Genomic DNA, 23,136 nt, shown 5'->3' on the forward strand with positions numbered 1-23,136 from the left:
CTGCAGAGCCGGGGGCCAACGATCCGCGACCTCCCGTGCTTCCCTGGGTCCCGGCTCTGCGGCGCAGCGCTGGCGCGCCGCACCTTGTCCGGGACACGGAATCCTCACCGCTCGCTTGTCGCCTCCAGGCTCCGGCTGTAGCGCGACATCGCGAAGCAGAAGACAAAATAGATCCCGGCGACGAAGATGTAGACTTCGACGGAGAATTGCTGCCAGGCCGGATCGATGATCGCAGTCTTGGCCGTCGTCAGCAGGTCGAAAATACCGATGATGAGGACGAGGCTGGTGTCCTTGAAGAAGGCGATGAAGGTGTTGACCAGCGGCGGGATGACGTGGCGGATCGCCTGCGGCAGGACGATCAGCCGGTTCTTGCGCCAGTAGGACAGCCCAAGCGCATCGGCGGCTTCGTATTGCCCGCTGGGCACGGCCTGGAGGCCGCCACGAATGACTTCAGCAAGATAGGCACCGGCGAACAGGATGATCGCGACCTGCGCGCGCAGGAGCTTGTCGATGTTGAATCCGTTCGGCATGAACAGCGGAAACATCACGCTCGCCATGAACAGCAGGCTGACCAGCGGCACGCCGCGGATCAGCTCGACATAGAGCACGCTGAGCGAGCGGATCGCCGGCAGCTTTGAACGCCGGCCGAGTGCGACGAGGATGCCGAGCGGGAAGCCGAAAGCCAGACCAAAGGTCGCCAGGATCAGCGTCACCGGCAAGCCGCCCCAACGGTCCTGCGAGACGAACGACAAGCCGAATATGCCGCCCCACATCAGCATGCTGATCAGCGCAAGAGCGGCGATCCAGAGATAGGCGAGTTCGCGCCGCCAGAGGGCGCGGCGGGTGGATAGATAGAACAGGGCAATGAACAGCAGCACCGCCAGCGCCGGCCGCCACTGCTCGTCGAACGGATAGGTGCCAAACAGGATGAAGCGATATTTCTCGGGGATGATCGCCCAGCATGCACCGACGCCGCGTACCGCGTGACATGCGCTGGAATCGTTCGCCGGCGTGAGCCAGACCGCATTGGCAATGCCCCACTGCACGAAGCTGAAGATGCCCCTTGCGAGCACCGCCAGCAACAGGACCGAGAGGATGCCGTTCGGGATCGACGAGAACAGATTGGTGCGCAGCCAGCGCAGCACCGGGTTTCCAATTTGCGGGCGGCGGGCGGCGCGAGGCGCTTCCGGAATGTCGGCGATTGCCGTCATCGTCAGCGCTCCACCAGCGCGATGCGCGAATTGTACCAGTTCATGAAAAAGCTGATGCCGAGACTGATCGTGAGAAACACCGCCATGATCAAGGCAATAGCCTCGATCGCCTGGCCGGTCTGGTTCAGCGTCGTGTTGGCGATCGAGACCACGTCCTGATAGCCGATCGCCACCGCGAGCGAAGAGTTCTTGGTCAGGTTGAGGTACTGGCTCGTCATCGGCGGCACGATGACACGCAGCGCCTGTGGCAGGATGATCTGCCGCAGCATGAAGCTGCGGCGGAGGCCAAGCGCATTGCCGGCATCCCACTGGCCGCGCGGCACCGACTGGATGCCGCTGCGCACGATCTCGGCGATGAACGCCGAGGTGTAGGTGACGAGCGCGATCAGCAGCGCGAAATATTCCGGCGCGAGCGTCAGTCCGCCGACGAAGTTGAAGCCGCGCAACTCAGGCCATTCGATCCTCCAGGACACGTCGAGCAGCACGGACACCGCCGCAGGCAGCACAACGAGCAACCCGAGCGCAAAAGGCCATGCCAGCCGCGGTTTGCCGTCGCGCATTTGCTGTGAGATCAGCCATCGCTGGATGACATAGAACACGACAAGCCCCAGCACCGCTGTGCCGAGCACCCAAAGCTGCGGCGCCCCAATTGGAATCGCCGGCAAGATCAAGCCCCGATTGGACAGGAACACGCCCTCGATCGGCCGAAACGCTGCGCGTGCGGCCGGCAGTGCCTGCATCAGCACATACCAGAACAGAAGCTGAAGCAGCAGCGGGATGTCGCGGAGCGTTTCCACATAGACGGCCGCAAGCCGCGACACCAACCAGTTCGCGGACAAGCGCGAGATACCGATCAGCGTCCCCAGAATGGTCGCAAGCACGATGCCGATCACGGCGACGCGCAGGGTGTTGGCGATGCCGACCACGAAGGCCCAGAGATATGAGTCTCTTGGATTGTAGGCGAGCAGGCTGTCGGCGATGGGCATGCCAGCCTCACGGCCGAGGAAGGCAAAACCGGTCGTGATGCGGCGCGCGGACAGATTGGTAACCGTGTTGGACCAGAGAAAGGCGATGACCGCGACCGCGATCCCGACCACCAGGACCTGCCAGAACAGGCCTTTCAGCTCGCGTCGCCCGAAAGCGCCGAAGAAGCGGCGGCGCGGCGGCGGTCTCGGAGCGTCTGACGTCACAGCACAAAAATCCCTCTCAAGATAACGATTTCCGGCAGCGCACGTCAATTGTTGCACCGATCTCCAGTTCGTGCAACAAATGTTTCATGATCGGGCCCGCGAAATCCTCGCCGCTGAGCGAACTGCGCATCGCATTGCCGTCGCTCCCGATGCGGTTGCAGGAAGTCGGTCGTTTCGTCGCAGCCAATGATTACGATGCTACGACGCGTTCAATGCGCGATCTGGCAGCAGTTGCCGGCGCCGATCCCGCCGCGTTCACGCGGCTCGCCAAGGCGATCGGCTATTCCGGCTGGGATGAATTACGCGCGGCGCTGACGGAGGCGCGGCGGCCCTCGCAGATCGCGCCCTTCTCCGGCCGCGCCAAGAGCCGCCGCCACGGCCCGAACGCCGATATCGCACTCGTCACCGACAAGCTCAAGGCGGAGGCCGCAGGCCTTCCGCGCATTCCGGCCCAGCCGATTGCGGAGGCTGCGCGCGCGCTCCACGACGCAAAACGTATCTGGATCACCGGCTACCGAAGCTGCCGCAGCGTCGCGGAACTACTGAACTACGAGTTGCGGCTGTTTCGTCCCGAACAGGTGCAACTCGTCGGCGCGTCCGGCCCCGACGATCTCGACCTCGGCGCGTTCCGGGCCGGGGAAGCCGTCATCGTCATCGGCTTCATGCCCTACACGCACGCGAGCGTCCGCGTCGCACAGGCCGCTTATCGCGCCGGTGCGACACTGATCGCGATCGCGGACAGCGTGACAGCGCCGATGGCCGAAGGCACCGATCACGTGTTGCTGTTCGAGGCCGCGGCTTCTCCCGGCTTCTTCCCGAGCCTCACCGGCGCCATCGCGATCGCGCAATCGCTGGCCGCCGTGACGTTTTCCCTCGGGGGCACGGCCGCCAAGAAGCGCCTGGAAAATACCGAGGCGCGGCTGGCCGCGGCCTCGACTTACGTCTCAGAGAAAGGTTGACCATGGCCGCTCGCACCAGCCGCGTGCTGCATCGTTCGTTGCGCGAAACGCCGCCCAAGGCGATCGGCGGCGAAGGCGTCTATCTCTTTGCCGAGGACGGACGCCGCGTGATCGACGCCTCCGGCGGCGCGGCGGTCTCTTGCCTCGGCCACCAGCATCCGCGCGTAATCGCGGCGATGGCGAAGCAGGCCTCGACGCTGGCCTATGCCCACACGGCCTTCTTCACGTCCGAGCCGGCGGAAGCACTTGCCGAGGCGCTGGTCGGTCACGAGCCCGGTGGCCTCGCCTGCGCCTATTTTGTCAGCGGCGGATCGGAGGCGATCGAGGCCAGCATCAAGCTCGCGCGGCAATATTTCATCGAGCGTAACGAGCCGCGGCGTCAGCATTTCATCGCGCGGCGCCAGAGCTATCACGGCAACACGCTCGGCGCGCTGGCCGCCGGCGGCAACGCCTGGCGGCGAGCGCCCTATGCGCCGCTGCTCTCCGACGCCTTCAGCCACGTGACCCCGGCCTTCGCGTATCACGAAAAGCACCATGGTGAATCGGATGCGCAGTTCGTGGCACGCCTCACCGCCGAACTTGAGGTCGAGTTTCAGCGGCTTGGCCCTGATACCGTCGCGGCGTTCCTCGCCGAGCCCGTCGTCGGCGCCACCTCGGGTGCCGTGACGGCGCCGGACGGTTATTTCAGAGCGGTGCGCGAAATCTGCGATCGCCATGGCGCCCTGCTCATCCTCGACGAGGTCATGTCCGGCATGGGCCGGACCGGCACCACGCACGCCTGGGAGCAGGAAGGTGTCGCCCCGGACATTCAGGCGATCGCGAAGGGTCTTGGCGGCGGCTACCAGCCGATCGGCGCGATGCTCGTGAGTGGCAAGATCATCGACACGATTCGTGCGGGCTCTGGCGCATTCCAGCACGGCCACACTTATCTCGCGCATCCCCTCGCCTGCGCCGCTGCGCTCGCGGTGCAGGACGTGATCCGCGAGGACGGCCTGCTCGACCAAGTCAAGGAACGCGGCAGGCAGCTCGAGCAGCGGCTGACCGAGCGCTTCGGCAACCACCGTCATGTCGGCGACATCAGGGGCCGCGGCCTGTTCTGGGCAATCGAACTCGTCGCCGATCGCTCCAGCCGCACCTCGTTCGATCCGGCGCTGAAGCTGAACCAAAAGATCAAGGCGGACGCTTTTGCCAACGGGCTCGGTTGCTATCCCGGCGGCGGCACCGTGGACGGCGTTCGTGGCGACCACGTGCTGCTGGCGCCGCCCTACATCGTTTCGGCTGACGAGATCGACCTGATCGTCAACAAGCTCGGCATGGCCGTCGACAATGTGTTGCGTAGCGTCAATCACTGAGGGGAGAGTCACATGATGAGGAAAATGGTTATCGCAGCGAGCATGCTCGCGGCATCGACGGTGGTCGCATCGGCCGCGACGCTCGACACGGTGAAGAGCCGCGGCACGCTGATATGCGGCGTCAGCGCCGGCTTTGCCGGCTTCTCCGCGCCGGATTCGCAAGGCAATTACAAGGGGCTCGACGTCGATTATTGCCGCGCGCTCGCCGCCGGCGTGCTCGGCGATGCCAGCAAGGTACGTTACGTCTCGCTGACCGCGCAGAACCGCTTCACTGCGCTCCAGTCCGGCGAGATCGACGTGCTCTACCGCAACTCCACGCAGACCTATCTGCGCGGCGTAACGCTGGGCCTGCGGCAAGGCCCGATCAACTTCTACGACGGTCAGGGCTTCGTGGTGAAGAAAGACCTCGGCGTCAAGGAGATCAAGGACCTCAAGGGCGCCACCGTCTGCGTCGCGCAGGGCACCACGCATGAGGTCACGCTCGGGGATTACGGCCGCGCCAACGGTATCGACTGGAAGCCGCTGGTGTTCGACCGCGTCGACACCATGTACCAGACCTTCTTCGGCGGCCGTTGCGATGCCATGACCCAGGACGCTTCCGCGCTCGCAGGCGCCGTGACGACCGCGGCGCCGAACGCGGCCGACTATGTCGTGCTGCCGCAAACCATCAGCAAGGAGCCGCTCGGGCCCTTCACCCGCAACGGCGACGAGGTCTGGAGCGACATCATCACCTGGCTGCATTACGGCCTGATCGAGGCCGAAGAGCTTGCCGTCACGCAAGCCAACGTCGATGAGATGGCGAAGTCGCAGACGCCCGCGATCCAGCGCCTGCTCGGCGCCTCCGGCGATCTCGGCTCGCGGCTTGGACTCGACAACAAATGGTTGGTCAACGCCATCAAGGCCACCGGCAATTATGGCGAGATCTACGAACGCAATGTCGGCAAGGCGAGCCCGCTCAAGCTCGAGCGCAGCCTCAACGGCCTCTGGAGCAAGGGCGGCTTGATGTACGCGGTGCCGTTCAAGTAACAGTCTTCACCTCTCCCCGCTTGGGGAGAGGTCGACCGCGCAGCGGTCGGGCGAGGGGAGCTTCCGCGAGCCTAACTCTCACCTCTTACGCGGATAGAGCCCCTCACCCCAACCCTCTCCCCGTAAGAACGGGTCGAGGGAGAAGAGACGCCAATGCGCATCGCCCTGATCCATGCCCTCAAGCATTCCATCGCGCCGATCGAGGCGGCGTTCGCGAAGGCGTGGCCAGAGGCGCGGCTGATGAACCTGCTCGACGACAGCCTGTCGGCGGATCTGGCGCGTGACGGCAAGCTCAACGATGCCATGACCGAGCGCTTTCTTGCGCTCGGCAACTACGCCGCGGCCACGGGAGCGGACGCGATCCTGTTTACCTGCTCGGCCTTCGGTCCCTGCATCGAGGCGGTCGCGCGCGCGCTTGCGCCGATGCCGGTGCTCAAGCCGAACGAGGCCATGATCGAACGGGCGGTGGCGATGGGCCAGCGCATCGGCCTGCTCTCGACCTTCCCGCCGACGCTGGCCTCGATGCCGCCGGAATTTCCGGCCTCCGTCGAGATCGTGCCGAAGCTGGCCGAAGGCGCACTGGCCGCGCTCGACCGCGGCGACCGCGCTACTCATGACCGGCTGATTGTGGAAGCCTCGCGTGACCTGCGTGATTGCGACGTCGTCGCGCTCGCGCAATTCAGCATCGCGGCGACCGCGCCTCTCGTGGCGGAGGCTACCGGCCGCACCGTCGTGACGACGCCTGACAGCGCCGTCGAGAAGCTGATGAAGCTGTTGTCGGCGAAGGCCTAAACGCCAGCCTTTTTCCGGCGGCGCGCGCCCTTGATCGCCGCCGCAAGCGCGGCCTTCGTTTCGCCGACAAAATCCTCGACCAGGTCCTCGCGCGTGGCATGGGCCGCCTCGCCGGTGAACAGACCCTGCTCAGCCAGCATCACCACGCCGTGCAGCGCCGCCCATATCTTGAGGGCTTGCCGCTCGCGCAAGTAATCAACTGCCGGAGCTTCCAGGGCCTCGATCACGAGCGCAAACGTTTCGCGCGTCGCTTCGTGCAGCTCGCTGCCTATCGCCGCACACGACACCGTGCGCGAGGCGAACATCAAGCGATAGATACCGTTGCGGCGCAATCCGAAATCCAGCGTCGCCTGCGCCAGCCGCGACAGCTTCGACCGCTTGGACGGCTTCGCCATCGCCGCTCGCAAAATCCCGCTGAGCTGCCGGAATGCCTCCGCCGTCACCGCCGCAAGCAGCGCCTCGCGATCGGCAAAATGCCGGTAGGGCGCCGGCTGCGAGACGCCCAGCTGCTTTGCAAGCGCCTTGATGCTGATCGCCTCCGCCCCGCCCTGCTCCGCCTCGCGCAGCGCAGCCTTGATCAGGGCGTCGCGGAGATCGCCATGGTGGTAGGTGTTCTCGGGCTTGCGGGCAAGTTGTGAACGCATGTTGCGCCGAGCCTATAAGTTCGCGCTTGACAGGGGAAGCCTGCCGCGAATGTAATAGGCTATAACTTGAATAAAAACTCAGATGGGAACGCGCGCCGCCTTCGGGTCCACGCGCACACGACCGAGGAAGCCGCCATGACAGAGCGACTGAGGGTTCACGTCGATCCTGACAAATGCCAAGGGCACGCACGCTGCAAGGCGCTGGCGCCGGAGCTGTTCGAGCTCGACGAATACGGCAACGCCCACGAAGCCGGCGACGGCGCCGTCGCGCCCGGCCTCGAAGACAAGGCCTGGCTTGCCAAATCCAATTGTCCGGAACTCGCAATCGACGTGATCGAGGAATAGTGCGCGCCCTGCCGCCCGCGTGCCTTCCTCGAACACGAGCCCCAAGGGATTCCCTGATATGTCCGACGTCAGCCAGCCCACCGCCCATCCGCCCGTGACCGATTGGGTTCATGATTTCGACCACACCGATCCGCAATGGACGGACGATCCCTTTCCGATCTGGGACGAACTGCGCGCTGCAGGACCTGTCGTGCACACCGAGCGGTTTCTCGGCTGTTACATGCCGACCACCTATGAGGCCGTGCGCGAGATCGCCAACGATACCGAGCATTTCTCCTCGCGCCGGATCATCGTCCGTGACGTGCGGCCGGAGATCATCAGCAGGAACGCGGCTCCGCCGATCACCTCCGATCCGCCCGTGCACAAACCGGCCAAGCAGCTGCTGCTGCCGCCGTTCACGCCGGACGCGATGAAGAAGCTGGAGCCGCGGGGTGCGCGCGATCTGCAACGAGCTGATCGATGATTTCATCGCCGAAGGCCAGATCGATGCGGCCGCGCGATACACAAAGCACATTCCGGTGCGCGCGATCGCCCACATGCTCGGCATTCCCGAGAGCGACAGCGACCTCTTCGTCAACTGGATCCACATGATCCTGGAGCTCGGCATCAAGGACGAAAACACGCTGCTCCAGGCCGTGCACGAGATGAGCGCCTATTTCAGCGCCCATATCGAGGAGCGCAAGAACAAGCCAACCGAGGACCTCATTTCTTACCTGATGAATGCCCGGGACAAGGAAGGCAACCCGCTCGAGGATTCGCACGTGCTGGGCTCGCTGCGCCTACTCCTGATCGCCGGGATCGACACCACCTGGAGCGCGATCGGCTCCTCGCTCTGGCATCTCGCCCGGACGCCTGCCGACCGCGAGCGCCTGATTGCCGAGCCCGGGCTGATCCCGACCGCGGTGGAAGAGCTGCTGCGCGCCTATTCGCCAGTGACGATGGCGCGCGAAGTGATCAAGGAGACCACCATCTCAGGCTGCCCGGTTAAGGCTGGCAACATGGTGCTGCTGTCCTTCCCGGCCGCCAACCGTGATCCAAAAATGTTTCCGGATGCTGACAAGGTCGTGATTGACCGCCGCGAGAACCGCCATGCCGCCTTCGGCCTCGGCATCCACCGCTGCGTCGGCTCGAACCTTGCCCGCATGGAGATGCAGGTTGCGCTGGAGGAATGGCTGAAGCGAATTCCGGACTTCACCCTCGATCCGGCAGGCACGGTGACCTGGTCACAGGGAACCGTCAGAGGCCCCCGCCAGTTGCCATTTTTGCTTGGAAAGGCGATGTAGACCTTTCCGAACAGGGATACGGAGAGGCCGGACGTGACTGAGCAAATAACCCAACCGGCCTCCGACCACATTGACATCGCCGACGCCAAGCGCCGGATCAAGGCGATCTTCATCGGCTCGATCGGCAACCTCGTCGAATGGTATGATTTCTACGCCTATACGGCGTTCGCGCTCTATTTCGCTCCCGCCTTCTTCCCCGGCAGCGATCCCGTCGTACAGCAATTGAATGTCGCCGTCGTGTTCGCGGCGACCTTCCTGATGCGCCCACTGGGCGGCTGGCTGTTTGGCTATATAGCCGATCATCACGGGCGGCGAATCTCGCTGACGCTGTCGGTCGTCTTCATGTGCTTCGGCTCGCTGATCATCGCGTTGACGCCGACCTACGCCACGATCGGCTTCGCCGCGCCGGTGATCCTGGCGCTCGCCCGCATGATCGAGGGCCTGAGCCTTGGCGGCGAGTACGGCGCCAGCGCGACCTATCTCAGCGAGGTCGCCGATCCCAAGCATCGCGGGTTCTATTCGAGCTTCCAATACGTCACCCTGATCGGCGGCCAGCTTACCGCGATCATCGTTCTGCTGCTTCTGCAAAAGGTCTTTCTCACGCCAGAGGAGTTGAAGGCTTGGGGCTGGCGTATCCCGTTTGCGATCGGGGCCATGCTCGCGATCTTCGCTGCGGTGATGCGGCGCCACCTGCACGAGACCGAGGCCTTCGAGGAAGCCAGGAAGGTGGTCAAGCCGACCGGTTCGATCACGAACCTGCTGAAATATCCGCGGGAGCTATTGCTGGTGGTCGGCCTGACCGCGGGCGGCACCGCGGCGTTCTACACCTTCACCACTTACATGCAGACCTTCGTCAAGCTTTCGGTCGGGCTGACCGAGGACCAGACCACCTTCGTGATCTTCGGCACGCTGATTTTCGCGACCATCCTGCAGCCGATCTATGGCGCCATTTCCGACAAGATCGGCCGCAAGCCGCTGCTGATCTTCTTCGGCGTCGCCGGCACGCTCGCAACCGTGCCGCTGCTGATGACGCTGAAGGAGACCAAGTCGCCGTTCATCGCGTTCATCCTGATCTGCGCTGCCTGGCTGTTCGTCGCCGGTTACACCTCGATCAACGCCGTGGTGAAGGCCGAGCTGTTCCCGACCAATGTCCGCGCTCTCGGCGTCGGCCTGCCCTATGCCATCACCGTCTCGATCTTCGGCGGCACGGCGCCGGCGATCGCGCTCTATTTCAAGAGCATCGGGCATGAGGAGTGGTTCTACTACTATCTCGCCGGCATCATCTGCCTGTCGCTCATCATCTATTCCACCATGCGCGACACCAAGCACGCCTCCGCGATGCATCGCCACGAGTAGCTCATGGCCGACGAGACGCCATCCGACAACAAGCTGACGCGCACCAAGGAGAAATGGGCGCGTGAGGGCCGCTTTTTGACCGGCAAGATCACGCGCCCGGAAGATCAGCGCCTGCCGCCCGGCCAGCATTTGACAAAAGACTGGCCGGTGCTCGATCTGGGGGTCGTGCCGCCGGTTTCGCGCGAGCGCTGGCGGCTCGACGTCTATGGCGCGATCGAGAATCAGGTGTTCTGGACCTTTGCGGAGTTCATCGCGCAAAAGCAGGCGCAGTTCATCTCTGACATCCACTGCGTCACCACCTGGTCGCGCTATGACAATCAGTGGGAGGGGCTCGCGACACGCGAGCTGCTCGCCGCCTGCCAGCCGCGCGAGGACGCCCGCTTCGTGGTGCTGCATTCCCATGATGGCTACACCACCAACCTCGCGCTGGAAGATTTTGCCGCCGAGGACGCATTGCTCGCCCATAGCTGGTCCGGTGAGCCACTGTCGGAGGAGCATGGCGGCCCGGTGCGGCTGGTCGTGCCGCATCTGTATTTCTGGAAGAGCGCCAAATGGCTCCAGGCCATCGAGTTCCTGACCGAGGACGCGCCGGGCTTCTGGGAAGTCCGTGGCTATCATAACCGCGGCGATCCCTGGGCAGAGCAGCGCTATTCGGGCGATTAGGTTCAAGCAAGGACGGGGGAAGCCCATGCCGACAGAGCGCTTTCAATTCACCGGCGAAGGCGGCCATCAACTTTCGGCCGCGCTGGAGCTACCCGACGGCGAGCCCGCGGCCTTCGCGCTGTTCGCGCATTGCTTCACCTGCGGCAAGGACGCGCTGGCCGCCAAGCGCATCTCGGTCGCGCTCGCCGCCAAGGGTATCGCAGTGCTGCGCTTCGACTTCACCGGGCTCGGGTCCAGTGAGGGGGATTTCGCCAACTCGACGTTCTCCTCCAACGTCGCCGATCTCGTGCGCGCGGCCGATCATCTGCGTAGTGTCCGCAAGGCGCCGTCGATCCTGATCGGTCACAGCCTCGGCGGCGCCGCGATCCTCGCGGCAGCCGGACAAATTCCGGAAGCCACGGCGGTTGCGACCATCGCGGCACCATCCGATCCCGCCCACGTCACCGGCCTGTTCAAGGAGCATATCGACGACATTCGCACGCAGGGTGAGGTCGAAGTCTCGCTTGCGGGACGCCCGTTCCGGATCAAGCGCGAATTCCTCGACGACATCGCCGAGCACGAGCTGATGAAGGACGTCAGCGGCCTGCACAAGGCGCTGTTGGTCATGCATTCGCCGGTCGACGATACCGTCGGCATCGACAATGCGACGAAGCTCTTCGTCTCCGCCAGGCATCCCAAGAGCTATGTCTCGCTCGATCATGCCGATCATCTCCTGACCAAGGCGGCCGACGCGCTCTACGCGGCCGACGTGATCGCGGCCTGGGCAAGCCGGTACATCGACACAGCCAAACCTGCGAAGGCAATGGATCTCCCTGAGGCGCCGCGCCAAATCGTGGTGCAGGAGACCCGCAAGAGCAAATTCAACCAGACCATCTCCGTCGGTCCGCATCGCCTGGTCGCGGATGAGCCGACCCCAGCCGGCGGCGAAGATGCCGGTCCTGGTCCTTACGATTTCCTGCTGGCCGGCCTCGGTGCCTGCACCTCGATGACCATGCGCCTTTATGCCGACCGCAAGTCGCTGCCGCTCGATCGTGTCACCGTCACCCTGAAGCATTCCAAGATCTACGCAAAAGACTGCGCGGAGTGCGAGACGCGCGATGGCATGCTCGACCAGATCGAGCGTGACATCGCGATGGACGGCGCGCTCGATCCCGAGCAGCGCAAGAAATTGATGGAGATCGCCGACAAGTGCCCGGTGCACCGGACTCTCACCTCGGAAATCCGCATCGTGACGAAGGCTGTGGCCTGATCTACTAGGCGGTCCTTGAGCTTGTGTCGGTGATCGGTTTGAGAGGCTGAACGCGCAGGATTCCGCGCAGGCCCGCCGTCGTGCCGAGCAGGATGCCGGCGAGAGCGACGAACGAGCCGAGCGCGAGGGTCGACACGCCGGTGAGCCCTTGTCCGATCGAACAGCCGAAGGCCATCACGCCGCCGATGCCCATCAGTGCGGCGCCGCCGGCCGATCGCAGCATGTGGCGTGGCGAGGAATAGCCTTCGAGATGAAAACGGCCCGTGGCGAGTGCGGTGACCAGGCTGCCGGCGAAGACGCCGGCAACTGTCGCAATGCCGAAATTCAGCGTCAGGCCGGTCGAGAGCATGGCGTATTGCAGGCTATCCGCGATCGGCGCGATGAAGGTGAGCGAGGTCACCGGGACGGGGTTGAAGTCATCCGCGCCGAGATAGCCGGTAACGAACCAGCCACCGGCGACGAGGAAACCGACGATGACACCGGCTGCGATCTGGCCGGGCGACCGCCGGAACGCCGGTTGTGCGAAAGCAAACAGGATCAGCGCAACGACCATGACAGCAGCAGCAATCGCGCGCGAAACCGCTTCTGCCGGACCGAACATGGCCAATAGTGACGGCAGCGAATTCACGTTGACCGTGGTTTGCGAGGCCTGGACCAGCGCGATGCGCGCCGGCGCGATCAGGCCCTTGAGCGTCATCTGCGCGGCGATGGCGAGCACGACCACCACGACAAAGGAGCGGAGATTGCCGCGACCGAGCAGCACCAGCGCGCGCGAACCGCAGCCGTTCGATAGTACCATGCCGTAGCCGAACAAAAGCCCGCCGAGAAACAGCACCGGTCCCGAAAAGGACTCCTGCAGGTAGATCGACTTGCCGAGATCGACCATGCCGTTGCCGGCCAGAAACTGGCTCGCTGCGATCGCAACCGCGATCGCCAGCGCATAGGTCCGCACCAACCGCTCATCCCCCTTCGATAGCCACCCGCGCATGCTGCTCATCAGGCAGAAGCCGCTGAGCAGGCCGACGGCGCCGTAGACCAGGCCAATGACGAGGCCGGCGAGAATGACGAGCTGGGTGGACGACTCCATGATCAAGGCTTCAGGATCACGCGATCCCGCGACGAGCCGGCAACGGCGACATAGGCCTCCTTCGCGCGTTCGAGCGGATAGACGGCGTTCGTCTTGATCGGAAACGGCTTCAGATGCCCGCTCGCGAAGCCCGGGCCGAGGTCGCGCAGCACAGCACCTGTCGCGGCCGAGGGGAGCCCCAGCGTGTCGATGCCGACATAAGTGTGTTGCCCACGGTAGAATTCGAGGATGTTGAACTGCACGATGCGGTCGATCGCGGCGATCAGGATCTGGCGGCCGCGAAGCGCGAGCGACTTGTGCGCCGCCTGGAAATAGGGATCACCGACCGTATTGAAGACGATGTCGGCGCCTTTGCCACCGGTCAATTCGCGCACGCGTGTGGCGACGTCGGTCGCGGAAGCGTCGATCACCTCGACGTGCGCGTTGGTGTGGCCTTCATAAGCTTCCGCCTTGCGCACCACGCCGATGACACGAGCGCCCTGCCAGGTCGCGATCTGCACCGCCGCTTGACCGACCTTGCCGTTGACGCCGAACACCAGCACCGTCTCACCGGGCTTTGGAATGCCGGCGCGGCGAAAGCCCTCCATGGCGGTGACGAAGGGCACGCCGATGCCGGCGCCCTCCTCCCAGGACACCGTCTTCGGCTTGTCTACCACCGCGTCAGTTTCCACGACGAGATGGCTGGCGTGAGTGCCGTCGCGACGGATGCCGAGATCGCCGGAAGAGCCGAACACCTCGCGGCCGATTGTGCCAGCCGGCCCGTCGATCACCACGCCGGCGTAATCGCGACCCGGCGTGCGCGGGAAGACGGCATAGGGCATCAGCCCGGTCGCGGCCTTGACGTCGGACGGATTGACGGCGGCGGCCTTGATCTCGATCAGGAGATCATCCGGACCACGGGTGAGCGCATGACACTCGACGGCAGGCGCAAGCGCATCAGCATTCTCGGCCTGGGCGTTGAGGCGCACACAGCGCGCATCGACGGCTTTGGTATCGGCTGGTGACATCGAACGGCCCATGACTTCTCGCGGGCCTTGTCGCCTTTGGGGGCGGTCGAGTCAATCCTTCGGCCGCTTGTCGTAGAGCCGCTTGGCCTTGCCGAGCGAACGCTCCAGCGTGGCCGGCGCAACCACCTGCACCCTGGAGCTGATGCCGATGGTGTTCTTGATGTGGGTCGAGATCCGGCTCGCATGGTCGATAAGGCCGCGGCCGTCCCAGCTCTCCGGCCGCGCCTCGGCAATGATGGTCAACTCGTCCATGCGTCCCTCGCGAGTCAGTTCCAGGATGAAATGCCCGCCGCACCAGTCCGTCGCAAGCAGCACCTCCTCGATCTGGGTCGGGAACAGATTGACGCCGCGCAGGATGATCATGTCATCGGAACGGCCCGTGACTTTCTCCATCCGCCGCATGCCCGGCCGCGCCGTGCCCGGCAACAGCCGCGTCAGGTCGCGGGTGCGATAGCGGATCACCGGAAATGCTTCCTTGGTGAGCGATGTGAAGACCAGTTCACCCTTCTCCCCGTCCGGCAGCACCGCGCCGGTCTCCGGGTGGATAACTTCAGGGTAGAAATGATCCTCCCAGATGTGCAGGCCATCCTTGGACTCGATGCATTCCTGCGCGACGCCGGGTCCGATCACCTCGGAAAGACCGTAGATGTCGGTCGCGTCCATGTCGAAAGCGTCCTCGATCTCGCCCCGCATCGCATTGGTCCAGGGCTCGGCGCCGAAGATGCCGACCTTGAGCGAGCATTGACGCGGATCGAGCTTCTGGCGCTTGAACTCGTCGAGGATCGCCAGCATATAGCTCGGCGTCACCGTGATGATGTCGGGCCGGAAATCGTTGATGAGCTGCACCTGCCGCTCGGTCATGCCCCCGGAGATCGGCACCACGGTGCAGCCGAGCTTTTCGGCGCCATAGTGCACCCCTAATCCGCCGGTGAAGAGACCGTAGCCGTAGGCATTGTGGATGATCATGCCGGTACGGCCGCCGGCAGCGCGGATCGAGCGCGCCATCACGTCCGACCATGTGTCGATGTCGCCCTGCGTATAGCCCACCACGATCGGCTTGCCCGTCGTGCCCGAGGATGCATGCACGCGCACCAGTTTTTCACGGGGCACGGCGAACATGTTGAAGGGATAGTTGTCGCGCAGGTCCGTCTTCACCGTGAACGGAAATTTCGCAAGGTCCGAGAGCTCTCGAAAGTCCGACGGGTGCACGCCGGCCGCGTCGAACGCCTTGCGATAGTGCGCGACGTTGTCGTAGGCGTGCTTCAGCGACCAGGCCAGCCGCTGCGTCTGGAGCGCCTTGATCTCGTCACGTGACGCGCGCTCATGCGCGTCCATTTCGGCGCGATATGTGTCGCCACCTTCCTTGCGCTTGGTCAGAGCCATCCTCGTTTCCCCACATCATTGGTTTGTTCTTTTTCTTATTGATCTTGCGCCGGCAGCCAAGTGCCGGGAATGACCCGCGAGTGCCCGCGGAATTCAGCGATGACGGTATCGCCGGCAGTGACGCGCACGTCATAGATGCCGGAGCGGCCGCCGCGCGTAACCTCGCGCGCTTTTGCGACGAGACGGTCGCCGAGCTTGCCCGGCTTGATGAAGGTGATCTGGCCCTGCGCCGCCACGACGCGGTCGTTGTGCGAGTTGCAGGCAAAGGCGAAGGCGGAATCGGCGATCGTGAAGATGAAGCCGCCGTGAGCGATGCGCTGGCCGTTGACCATGTCCGGCCGTACATTCATCGCCAGCGTCGCGAAACCCGGGCCAATCTCGACGATCTCCATGCCGAGGCCCTTTGAGGCATCGTCCTCCGCCCACATCGCATCGGCGCAGGCGCGGGCAACATCCTCAGGCGACAGGGCGGCTTTGACGTTCACACGCATCTCCCGGCCAATTGTTTATCCGTAATGCTCTGCTGCTTGGCCATAACTGTCAAACGTGGTCGTAATCGACCACGACCCGCTCCGACAATGGCTTCGCCTGGCAGGTCAGGATAAAGCCGGCCTTCAGCTCCCAGCGTTCCAGCGAGTAGTTGATGTCCATCGGCGCCTCGCCCTCGACCAGTTTTGCACGGCAGGTCGAGCACATGCCGCCCTTGCAGGCGAAGGGCAGATCGATGCCGGCGCGCAGTGCCGCATCAAGTATCGCCTCGTCCTCGGCGACCGGCACGTCGCGGCGCTTGCCGTCGATGATCAGCGACGCCGTCGCTTTCGGCGGCGCGTCGGGGGCAAGGACCTTCTTCGGCCGCGGCTTACCGCCGAACTCGGAGACAAAGCGCTCGACATGGATACGCTCTTCCGCGATGCCAAGGCCGCGGCAGGTCGCCTCGATCTCTTCGCTCATGCCAAGCGGGCCGCAGATGAAGACGTGATCGATGCTCGCGGCCGGCACCAGCGAGCGCAGCAGCACCTTCACCTTTTCGCCGTCGAGCCGTCCGTACAGGATCGGAATGTCCTGTTCCTCGCCGGAGATGACGTGGAAGATCGAGAAGCGGTCGATGAAGCGATCCTTGAGCTCTTCGAGCGCCTCGAGGAACATGATGTTGTCCGTCGCGCGATTGCCGTAGAACAGGAAGAATTGGCTGTCCGGCTCGCGCGCAAGCGTCCCCTTGACGATCGACAGGATCGGCGTGATGCCGGAGCCAGCGGCGAAGCCGACATGGATGCGGCCGGCGCCGGCCGGCGGGACCACGCCGAAGCGTCCTGTAGGCGTCATCACGTCCAGCTCGTCGCCGCACTTCAAATCGTCCGCTGCCCAGCTCGAAAACGCGCCACCATCAACCTTCTTGACGGCGATGCGTATCTCGCCGTCATCGGGGCCGGAGCAGATCGAATAGGAGCGGCGCACTTCCTCGCCATCCAGCATGGTGCGGAGTGTGAGGTATTGGCCGGGCGTGAAGACGTAGTCGGTCGCAAGCTCCGTCGGGATGGCAAATGTCAGCGATACGGCGTCGGACGCCTCGCGGCGGAGGTCGTTCACGGCCAGGCGATGGAAGCGCGGTACGGCTGCAGACATGGTCAATGACACTTGAAATAATCAAACGGTTCGCGGCAGGCCCTGCAACGCCACAGCGCCTTGCAGGAGGTCGAGCCGAATTCGGACAGCAGCTCGGTATTCGCTGAGCCGCATTGCGGGCACGCAACGGCCTGCTCGCCGAACAGCGCGCGGCGTGAATTCGAGGCTTGCGGCGGCGCGATGCCGTAGGCGTGAAGCTTCCGGCGGCCCTCCTCGCTCATCCAGTCGGTGGTCCAGGCCGGCGACAGCACAGTGCGGATCGTGGGACGGCGGAAGCCGGCGCGCTCCAGCGCGACCTCGATTTCCAATGCGATCATGTTCATGGCCGGGCAGCCCGAATAGGTCGGGGTGATCGCGACCTCGACGTGATCGCCGTCGAGAACGACATCGCGGAGCACGCCGAGATCGGCGATCGTCAAAACCGGAATTTCGGGATCGACCACGCTCGCCGCGGCGTCCCAGGCGCGTTGGCGCAGTTCGTTATGGCGCTCCAGCACCGTCACCATGTCTGCCCCGGGAAAGTGCGCTGCATCGACTGCAGCTCGGCGAGAAGATGGCCAAGATGCTCGCTGTGCCGCCCGGAACGGCCGCCCTGCTGCATCCAGTCGGTCTGCGGCAGATCAAGCGTGGCCTCACGGATGACAGCCGAGAGCGTCGTCAGCCAGCGACCGCGCAAGCTTCCGGGATCGATGGCGATATCGGCATGGATCAGGGCGCGTTCGCCTTCATCGACGGCAAACATCTCGCCGGTAAATGCCCAGAGATGATCGATCGCGCCCTGCGCGCGGGCGCGGCTTTCATCCGTGCCGTCGCCGAGCCGGATGATCCACTCCGAGGCATGGCGAAGGTGATAGGCGCTCTCCTTCTCGGACTTCGCGGCGATGGCCGCCAGCGTCGCGTCGCGGGACGTCATCATCGCACGCCAGTAGAGATCGGCGAAGGCGGAATAGAACAACTGCCGAACCATGGTCTGGGCGAAGTCGCCGTTCGGCTGCTCCACCAGCAGCAAATTGCGGTATTGCCTGACGTCGCGCAGATACGCGAACCTGTCCTCGTCGTTGTCCTTGCCTTCAACTTTGGCGGCATAGGTGTAGAGCTCGCGCGCCTGGCCGATGAGATCAAGCGCAATGTTGGAGAGTGCCATGTCCTCTTCCAGCATCGGCGCATGTCCGCACCATTCCGACAGCCTGTGCCCGAGGATCAGCGCGTCGTCGGCACGGCGCAATGCGTAAAGCACCACCGGCGTCTCTGAGACCTGGATGTTCGCGACGCGCATCACATGTGCCCTACTTCTTCGGGCACCTCGTAGAACGTCGGGTGCCGGTAGATCTTCGATTCCGCCGGCTCGAACATCATGCCCTTTTCGGCGGGATCGCTCGCGGTGATCGCCGTCGACGGCACCACCCAGATCGAAAGACCCTCGCCGCGACGGGTGTAGAGATCGCGGGCGGCCTGTAGGGCCATCGTGGCGTCGCTCGCATGCAGCGAGCCGACATGCTTGTGCGCGAGCCCGTTGCGGCTGCGAATGAAGACTTCCCATAGCGGCGTGTTCGGCGTGGCCATCGCGATTTCCCTATTCTGCTGCTTGTGCCGTCCGACGCTGCGCGCGCTTCGCGGCATACGCCGCAGCCGCCTCGCGCACCCAGGCGCCCTCTTCGTGCGCCTTGCGGCGCGCGGCCAACCGGTCACGGTTGCAGGGACCGTTACCGGCGAGCACCTGCTTGAACTCGCTCCAGTCGATCTCGCTGTAGCGCCAGTGCCCGTCCGCATCCTGAATCATGCCGGGATCCGGAATGGTGAGGCCGAGATACTGCGCCTGCGGCACCGTGGCATCGACGAACTTCTGGCGGAGCTCGTCATTTGAGAAGCGCTTGATCTTCCACTTCGTGGAGGTGTCACTATGCTGGCTCGTGGCATCGGGCGGGCCGAACATCATCAGCACCGGCCACCACCACCGGTTCAAGGCATCCTGCGCCATCGCCTTCTGCTCGTCCGAGCCGCGGCACAGCGTCAGCATGATTTCATAGCCCTGGCGCTGGTGGAACGACTCCTCCTTGCAGACGCGGATCATCGCGCGCGCGTAAGGACCGTAAGAGCAGCGGCACAGCGGGATCTGGTTCATGATCGCGGCGCCGTCGACCAGCCAGCCGATGGTGCCGATGTCGGCCCAGGTCAGTGTCGGATAGTTGAAGATCGAGGAATATTTTGCCTTGCCCGTGAGCATGGCATCGACCAGCTCTTCGCGCGAAGTGCCGAGCGTCTCGGCCGCGGCATAGAGATAAAGCCCGTGGCCGCACTCGTCCTGCACCTTGGCAAGCAGCGCGGCCTTACGGCGCAGGGACGGCGCGCGCGTGATCCAATTGCCTTCGGGCAGCATGCCGACGATTTCGGAATGAGCGTGTTGCGAGATCTGCCGGGTCAGCGTTTTGCGATAGGCCGCCGGCATCCAGTCGTTCGGCTCGATGCGCTCCTCGGCATCGATGCGGGCCTGGAACTGCGCAGCCTTGGCCGCGTCCTCAAGACCGCGATCGTCGGCCTCTGCCGTGTTCAGCGCCTGGGTATACATGCGCGTCCTCCCATTTTATTGAGAGGCAATATATAACAAGAACTACCTCATGCAAGATATTTCTGTAACATAATGATCAAGCCTCAAATCTCCTTTCCAGGAGTTTTCGCGCTGGCGGCAATGGCCCCTTTTCGTTGGTTCCATGACCATCAAGCCATTGTTCCGACGGAGCAAGCAGCGCGCGATAGATTTCGCCGCACAGCGCGCGGGCGGCCCTGCCCGGCCAGTCCGCCGGAAGCAGGCTTTCGGGCAGCAGCGGATCGCGCAGCACGACGCGGCGGTAATGGTGGATCAGGAGGATACGCGCCGTGAAGGCGTCGGCCTCGGACAAGTGCGTGCCGCGCGCGATCGCGGCGCGCAGCGGCTCGAACGTCTTCATGAACTTCAGATAGGCGTCCGCGGTGCGATCCAGCGGCCAGCTCGCACTGAGCAGCCGGCGGCCGCTGTCATCCTCGGCCGAGACTTCAAGGCGGATCGCGCCGGCGGCCTCGTCCGGCACCGGCACGCCTGACGGCGCGACCCACACGCCCGGCAGCGGGCTGCCGAAGCCGGCATTGCGGAGCGCCTCGCGCGAGGCGTCGCGATCCCAGCCATTGCCGATCAGCAGCAGCTCGAAGCGCCCGGTCCAGTCGGACGGCGGCGGATCATAGATATGGCGCGTCGCGGCCTCGAAGATCTGACGGCCTTTGTCGGCCAAGCGATAAAAACTGTTGCGGCCGACCTTTTCACGCGTCAGCCAGCCATCGGCGGCAAGCCGCGACATCGCGGTACGCACCACGCCGCTGTCGATGTCGAGGCTTTCAAAGAATTCCAGCAGTGTGCCGAGCCATACCGAGCCGCCACGCGGCACGATGGCATCGCCGAACACGGTGATGACGATGGAGCCGGTGCGCGACGGCTCGCGCTTGAGCTGATCGATGATGCGGGACAACGGCTGCGCCATGCGCGAGGCATAGCGCGTTTGGTGCGGGCGCGACAATGGACGGGTGCGACGGTCTTCTCCCTCGCCCCGTTCTTACGGGGAGAGGCAAAGAACTACCGATGCGGATCGGGATAGACCACGCTGCGCCAGCCGCTACGGTCGAAGGGCCGCCACTGGCCTTCCTTCTGCGCGAGGCGGTCGGCCACCGCGTAGACCGCAGCCGGGTGATGGCCCATGCCGCAATGGCTGCTCTCGATCTCGATGCTCTCGGTCTGCGCGCCCGTCTTCTCCATGCAGCCCTGCCAGGCGCAGACGCCGTCGGTGCGGCTGAAGATCGCCGTGGTCGGCACCGGCGGCGGAACGGCGAGATCGCCGCCGAACTGCGGATCGACATCGTCGGACTTCCGCCCGCTCGCCCATTCATAGACGCGCCAGGCATTGGTCGAATGGGGATCGCCGGCAAAGGGGCTGCCGAGCGTGATCACCTGGCGCACGCGGTCGGGCATCATCTTGGCGAGCTGGCGCGCATAGAGACCGCCGAGGCTCCAGCCGACCAGGCTGATCTTGCGGCCGTGCCTGTCGCTGAGCTCATGAACGAGATCGACCATCGCGTGCTGCACGCCCTCGCGCAGGCCGTAATTGCGGCCCTGGCGCCAGCCGCTCGCCGCATAGCCTTTGCCCGACAGAAACGTGCGCAACGCGCGCGTGGACATATCGGAGGCCACGAGGCCCGGCAGAACCAGCACCGGATGCCCGTCGCCGCGCGGCGCGAGGCTGAGCAGCGGCAGCGCGCCGAGGAATGCGCCGAACTCGTGGATCGCTCGCCCTTCCAGGAACATCAGAGTACGGGACGGCGGACGCAGCGTCTGGGCAGTAGCGGTCATCAATGGTCCCCTGGGAAGAATTGCTGAAAAGGCCACCGGGTGCGTGCCGGCAATCGGGTATGGGATTCCAACACGCCGGCTTCTTGATCGTTCCGCAACGCAACATGAATCAGCTAGGCAGCGGGTTCCCGACATTCAAGCGGCAGACACACCGGGCCACAATAGGCCCGCGCGTTAATGCTGGCCTCCGTGACGCAAAAGTCACAACAATCGAAGCAGGAATTCTACGGAGTAAAGCGCAAGGCCTGCGAGCCCGCCGATCAGCGAGCCGTTGAAGCGGATGTATTGCAGGTCGCGGCCGATGTTGATTTCGATCAGCGAAATCAGCTGCGCCATGTCCCACGACTTGACCTGGTCCGAAATGAAGGTCGAAACGCCGCTCTTCTGGTCTGCGACGAAACTGCGCAGCACCGCCACCAATCCCTTGTTGATCTCGCCGCGCAGCTCGGCATCGCCGGCGAGCGCTTCGCCGGCCGCAACACACATGCCGGCGAGATGATGCTGCAGCACCTGCGTCTCGCCGCTTGCACTGCGCTCGATGAAGGACCGCGTGTTGGCCCAGACGGTTCGAGCAAGATCGGCGAGTTCCGGACGCGCTAGCAGATCGCGCTTCAAGCCGTCGATGCGGTCGACATAGGCCTGATCGGTGCCGAGCCGATCGACGAAGCTCAGCACCATGCGGTCGAACTCGCCGCGGAACGGGTGCTTGGGATCGCTGCGGACTTCATTGAAGAACGCGGTGGCCGAGGCCACGATTCTGTTCACCAAAAATTTGTCGGCCCGGTAGAGCCTGAGCAAGGTCGGCAACTCCGCGCGCACCTTCTCGCGGATCATCGCCATCGTCTCGGTCTGGTTCAGCGTCTCGTGCATCACGCGCAGGAGATCGTCGAACAGGATCTGATGCCGCCCTTCCGCGACGAAACCGCGCAACGTGCCGGCCGCGAGCGGCGCCAGGTCGATGGCCTGGAGCTGCGAGGACATGCGGCGGATGATGAAGGTCATCAGACCGGAGCTCTCGGTCGCTGAGACCGCCTCCGGCAGCAGGCGCAGCGCAAAGCGCGCGAGGTCATCGCTGCGCTTGCGATCACGCAACCAGTCGGCGACGAAGGAGCCGAAATCGATCTCCTTCAGCTTCGCCTCGACGGGGGCAGCCTCGAGGAAATGCACTTGGATGAATTCGCCGAGCTTGTCGGCGATACGGGCCTGGTTGCTCTGGATGATCGCGGTGTGCGGGATCGGCAGGCCGAGCGGACGCTTGAACAGGGCGACCACCGCATACCAGTCGGCGAGCCCGCCGATGGTTGCGGCTTCCGCGAAGGCCGCGATGAATCCGAACACGGGATGCACGGGCAGCAACCATTTCGCGACGACGAACAGGACAAGCGTCGACCCCAGCACCAGCGTCGCCAGCGCTTTCACGCGGCGCAGCTCGGCCGCGCGTTCGGCGTCGCCGGGAGTGTCGAAGGAGAAGGTGGCGAGTAGAGTCATGACTGCATCACAGTACCCGTCATTGCAAGCGAAGCGAAGCAATGACGGCGACCCAAAAAACAAGGCCCGCCGAAGCGGGCCTCAAAATTCAGTTTAAGCTCGGGCG

Annotated in this window: 23 protein-coding genes and 1 pseudogene; 9 read left to right on the forward strand and 15 right to left on the reverse strand. The window is 64.3% G+C overall.

Annotated elements, in window-relative coordinates; genetic code table 11:
• Positions 1-104: 104 nt before the first annotated feature.
• Together IVA88_RS07525 and IVA88_RS07530 are read right to left on the reverse strand one after the other, a co-directional pair.
• Positions 105-1,211, reverse strand: a complete 1,107-nt coding sequence (locus IVA88_RS07525; RefSeq protein WP_247496647.1) for an amino acid ABC transporter permease — start codon at positions 1,209-1,211, stop codon at positions 105-107.
• Positions 1,212-1,213: 2 nt separating this feature from the next.
• On the reverse strand, positions 1,214-2,401 hold the full coding sequence (locus IVA88_RS07530) for an ABC transporter permease subunit (RefSeq protein WP_247496648.1): 1,188 nt from the start codon (positions 2,399-2,401) through the stop codon (positions 1,214-1,216).
• A gap of 86 nt (positions 2,402-2,487) precedes the next feature.
• Between IVA88_RS07530 and IVA88_RS07535 the strand changes: the two genes are divergently transcribed.
• From IVA88_RS07535 to IVA88_RS07550, 4 genes are all read left to right on the forward strand, one after another.
• Positions 2,488-3,360 carry a MurR/RpiR family transcriptional regulator gene (locus tag IVA88_RS07535; RefSeq protein ID WP_247496649.1) on the forward strand — a complete coding sequence of 291 codons (873 nt, stop codon included), beginning with the start codon at positions 2,488-2,490 and terminating at the stop codon, positions 3,358-3,360.
• A 2-nt stretch (positions 3,361-3,362) separates the two neighbouring features.
• The gene (locus IVA88_RS07540; protein WP_247496650.1) at positions 3,363-4,712 is read left to right on the forward strand and encodes an aspartate aminotransferase family protein; all 1,350 of its coding nucleotides are present in this window, start codon (positions 3,363-3,365) and stop codon (positions 4,710-4,712) included.
• Positions 4,713-4,724: 12 nt separating this feature from the next.
• A complete protein-coding gene (locus IVA88_RS07545) occupies positions 4,725-5,738 on the forward strand; it encodes an amino acid ABC transporter substrate-binding protein (RefSeq protein WP_247496651.1) in 1,014 nt (337 codons plus the stop codon).
• A 153-nt stretch (positions 5,739-5,891) separates the two neighbouring features.
• On the forward strand, positions 5,892-6,530 hold the full coding sequence (locus tag IVA88_RS07550) for an aspartate/glutamate racemase family protein (RefSeq protein WP_247496652.1): 639 nt from the start codon (positions 5,892-5,894) through the stop codon (positions 6,528-6,530).
• Here the strand turns inward: IVA88_RS07550 and IVA88_RS07555 are convergent.
• A complete protein-coding gene (locus IVA88_RS07555) occupies positions 6,527-7,174 on the reverse strand; it encodes a TetR/AcrR family transcriptional regulator (RefSeq protein WP_247496653.1) in 648 nt (215 codons plus the stop codon). The two genes, IVA88_RS07550 and IVA88_RS07555, sit on opposite strands and share 4 nt — an antisense overlap.
• A gap of 135 nt (positions 7,175-7,309) precedes the next feature.
• Here IVA88_RS07555 and IVA88_RS07560 point away from each other — a divergent pair, with 135 nt between their 5' ends.
• The 5 genes and pseudogenes from IVA88_RS07560 (at position 7,310) to IVA88_RS07580 (ending at position 12,070) form a co-directional block, all read left to right on the forward strand.
• Positions 7,310-7,519, forward strand: coding sequence for a ferredoxin (locus tag IVA88_RS07560; RefSeq protein ID WP_247496654.1), 210 nt, complete (start codon positions 7,310-7,312; stop codon positions 7,517-7,519).
• A gap of 58 nt (positions 7,520-7,577) precedes the next feature.
• Positions 7,578-8,802, forward strand: a pseudogene (locus IVA88_RS07565) (cytochrome P450).
• A gap of 33 nt (positions 8,803-8,835) precedes the next feature.
• Positions 8,836-10,158, forward strand: coding sequence for an MFS transporter (locus IVA88_RS07570; RefSeq protein WP_247496655.1), 1,323 nt, complete (start codon positions 8,836-8,838; stop codon positions 10,156-10,158).
• Between the two features lie 3 nt (positions 10,159-10,161).
• Positions 10,162-10,821: a sulfite oxidase-like oxidoreductase gene (locus IVA88_RS07575; RefSeq protein ID WP_247496656.1), complete on the forward strand. Its 660-nt coding sequence runs from the start codon at positions 10,162-10,164 to the stop codon at positions 10,819-10,821.
• 25 nt (positions 10,822-10,846) lie between these two features.
• Positions 10,847-12,070 (forward strand): bifunctional alpha/beta hydrolase/OsmC family protein, encoded by a 1,224-nt coding sequence (locus IVA88_RS07580; protein WP_247496657.1) that lies wholly within the window; start codon positions 10,847-10,849, stop codon positions 12,068-12,070.
• A 4-nt stretch (positions 12,071-12,074) separates the two neighbouring features.
• Here IVA88_RS07580 and IVA88_RS07585 read toward each other — a convergent pair whose 3' ends face one another.
• The 12 genes from IVA88_RS07585 to IVA88_RS07640 form a co-directional block, all read right to left on the reverse strand.
• Positions 12,075-13,157, reverse strand: a complete 1,083-nt coding sequence (locus tag IVA88_RS07585; RefSeq protein ID WP_247496658.1) for a YeeE/YedE family protein — start codon at positions 13,155-13,157, stop codon at positions 12,075-12,077.
• Between the two features lie 2 nt (positions 13,158-13,159).
• Positions 13,160-14,164 carry a zinc-binding alcohol dehydrogenase family protein gene (locus IVA88_RS07590; RefSeq protein ID WP_247496930.1) on the reverse strand — a complete coding sequence of 335 codons (1,005 nt, stop codon included), beginning with the start codon at positions 14,162-14,164 and terminating at the stop codon, positions 13,160-13,162.
• 51 nt (positions 14,165-14,215) lie between these two features.
• Positions 14,216-15,547, reverse strand: coding sequence for a phenylacetate--CoA ligase PaaK (gene paaK / locus IVA88_RS07595; protein ID WP_247496659.1), 1,332 nt, complete (start codon positions 15,545-15,547; stop codon positions 14,216-14,218).
• A gap of 35 nt (positions 15,548-15,582) precedes the next feature.
• On the reverse strand, positions 15,583-16,032 hold the full coding sequence (gene paaI, locus IVA88_RS07600; protein WP_247496660.1) for a hydroxyphenylacetyl-CoA thioesterase PaaI: 450 nt from the start codon (positions 16,030-16,032) through the stop codon (positions 15,583-15,585).
• 55 nt (positions 16,033-16,087) lie between these two features.
• Positions 16,088-17,170 (reverse strand): 1,2-phenylacetyl-CoA epoxidase subunit PaaE, encoded by a 1,083-nt coding sequence (gene paaE / locus IVA88_RS07605; protein ID WP_247496661.1) that lies wholly within the window; start codon positions 17,168-17,170, stop codon positions 16,088-16,090.
• Positions 17,171-17,172: 2 nt separating this feature from the next.
• Complete coding sequence (gene paaD, locus IVA88_RS07610; protein ID WP_247496662.1) at positions 17,173-17,676, reverse strand: 1,2-phenylacetyl-CoA epoxidase subunit PaaD; 504 nt, start codon at positions 17,674-17,676, stop codon at positions 17,173-17,175.
• Positions 17,670-18,446 carry a 1,2-phenylacetyl-CoA epoxidase subunit PaaC gene (gene paaC / locus IVA88_RS07615; protein ID WP_247496663.1) on the reverse strand — a complete coding sequence of 259 codons (777 nt, stop codon included), beginning with the start codon at positions 18,444-18,446 and terminating at the stop codon, positions 17,670-17,672. The genes paaD and paaC overlap by 7 nt, the downstream gene beginning before the upstream one ends.
• Positions 18,446-18,733 (reverse strand): 1,2-phenylacetyl-CoA epoxidase subunit PaaB, encoded by a 288-nt coding sequence (paaB, locus tag IVA88_RS07620; protein WP_247496664.1) that lies wholly within the window; start codon positions 18,731-18,733, stop codon positions 18,446-18,448. The genes paaC and paaB overlap by 1 nt, the downstream gene beginning before the upstream one ends.
• A 10-nt stretch (positions 18,734-18,743) precedes the next feature.
• Positions 18,744-19,736, reverse strand: coding sequence for a 1,2-phenylacetyl-CoA epoxidase subunit PaaA (paaA, locus tag IVA88_RS07625; protein WP_247496665.1), 993 nt, complete (start codon positions 19,734-19,736; stop codon positions 18,744-18,746).
• A 76-nt stretch (positions 19,737-19,812) separates the two neighbouring features.
• Positions 19,813-20,679 carry a phenylacetic acid degradation operon negative regulatory protein PaaX gene (gene paaX / locus IVA88_RS07630; RefSeq protein ID WP_247496666.1) on the reverse strand — a complete coding sequence of 289 codons (867 nt, stop codon included), beginning with the start codon at positions 20,677-20,679 and terminating at the stop codon, positions 19,813-19,815.
• 92 nt (positions 20,680-20,771) lie between these two features.
• The gene (locus tag IVA88_RS07635; protein ID WP_247496667.1) at positions 20,772-21,542 is read right to left on the reverse strand and encodes an alpha/beta hydrolase; all 771 of its coding nucleotides are present in this window, start codon (positions 21,540-21,542) and stop codon (positions 20,772-20,774) included.
• Positions 21,543-21,743: 201 nt separating this feature from the next.
• Complete coding sequence (locus tag IVA88_RS07640; protein WP_247496668.1) at positions 21,744-23,030, reverse strand: DUF445 domain-containing protein; 1,287 nt, start codon at positions 23,028-23,030, stop codon at positions 21,744-21,746.
• Positions 23,031-23,136: the final 106 nt, after the last annotated feature.

Origin of the sequence: Bradyrhizobium sp. 149, from assembly GCF_023073915.1 — a bacterium.
Classification (GTDB): Bacteria; Pseudomonadota; Alphaproteobacteria; order Rhizobiales; family Xanthobacteraceae; genus Bradyrhizobium.

Excerpts from the sequence above, each read along its gene's own strand:
- IVA88_RS07525 (WP_247496647.1), bottom strand. The coding sequence starts at position 1,211 with ATGACGGCAATCGCCGACATTCCGGAAGCGCCTCGCGCCGCCCGCCGC.
- IVA88_RS07535 (WP_247496649.1), top strand. The coding sequence starts at position 2,488 with ATGATCGGGCCCGCGAAATCCTCGCCGCTGAGCGAACTGCGCATCGCA.
- IVA88_RS07540 (WP_247496650.1), top strand. The coding sequence starts at position 3,363 with ATGGCCGCTCGCACCAGCCGCGTGCTGCATCGTTCGTTGCGCGAAACG.
- IVA88_RS07545 (WP_247496651.1), top strand. The coding sequence starts at position 4,725 with ATGATGAGGAAAATGGTTATCGCAGCGAGCATGCTCGCGGCATCGACG.
- IVA88_RS07550 (WP_247496652.1), top strand. The coding sequence starts at position 5,892 with ATGCGCATCGCCCTGATCCATGCCCTCAAGCATTCCATCGCGCCGATC.
- IVA88_RS07555 (WP_247496653.1), bottom strand. The coding sequence starts at position 7,174 with ATGCGTTCACAACTTGCCCGCAAGCCCGAGAACACCTACCACCATGGC.
- IVA88_RS07560 (WP_247496654.1), top strand. The coding sequence starts at position 7,310 with ATGACAGAGCGACTGAGGGTTCACGTCGATCCTGACAAATGCCAAGGG.
- IVA88_RS07575 (WP_247496656.1), top strand. The coding sequence starts at position 10,162 with ATGGCCGACGAGACGCCATCCGACAACAAGCTGACGCGCACCAAGGAG.
- IVA88_RS07580 (WP_247496657.1), top strand. The coding sequence starts at position 10,847 with ATGCCGACAGAGCGCTTTCAATTCACCGGCGAAGGCGGCCATCAACTT.
- IVA88_RS07585 (WP_247496658.1), bottom strand. The coding sequence starts at position 13,157 with ATGGAGTCGTCCACCCAGCTCGTCATTCTCGCCGGCCTCGTCATTGGC.
- IVA88_RS07590 (WP_247496930.1), bottom strand. The coding sequence starts at position 14,164 with ATGTCACCAGCCGATACCAAAGCCGTCGATGCGCGCTGTGTGCGCCTC.
- paaK (WP_247496659.1), bottom strand. The coding sequence starts at position 15,547 with ATGGCTCTGACCAAGCGCAAGGAAGGTGGCGACACATATCGCGCCGAA.
- paaE (WP_247496661.1), bottom strand. The coding sequence starts at position 17,170 with ATGTCTGCAGCCGTACCGCGCTTCCATCGCCTGGCCGTGAACGACCTC.
- paaD (WP_247496662.1), bottom strand. The coding sequence starts at position 17,676 with ATGGTGACGGTGCTGGAGCGCCATAACGAACTGCGCCAACGCGCCTGG.
- paaC (WP_247496663.1), bottom strand. The coding sequence starts at position 18,446 with ATGCGCGTCGCGAACATCCAGGTCTCAGAGACGCCGGTGGTGCTTTAC.
- paaB (WP_247496664.1), bottom strand. The coding sequence starts at position 18,733 with ATGGCCACGCCGAACACGCCGCTATGGGAAGTCTTCATTCGCAGCCGC.
- paaA (WP_247496665.1), bottom strand. The coding sequence starts at position 19,736 with ATGTATACCCAGGCGCTGAACACGGCAGAGGCCGACGATCGCGGTCTT.
- paaX (WP_247496666.1), bottom strand. The coding sequence starts at position 20,679 with ATGGCGCAGCCGTTGTCCCGCATCATCGATCAGCTCAAGCGCGAGCCG.
- IVA88_RS07635 (WP_247496667.1), bottom strand. The coding sequence starts at position 21,542 with ATGACCGCTACTGCCCAGACGCTGCGTCCGCCGTCCCGTACTCTGATG.
- IVA88_RS07640 (WP_247496668.1), bottom strand. The coding sequence starts at position 23,030 with ATGACTCTACTCGCCACCTTCTCCTTCGACACTCCCGGCGACGCCGAA.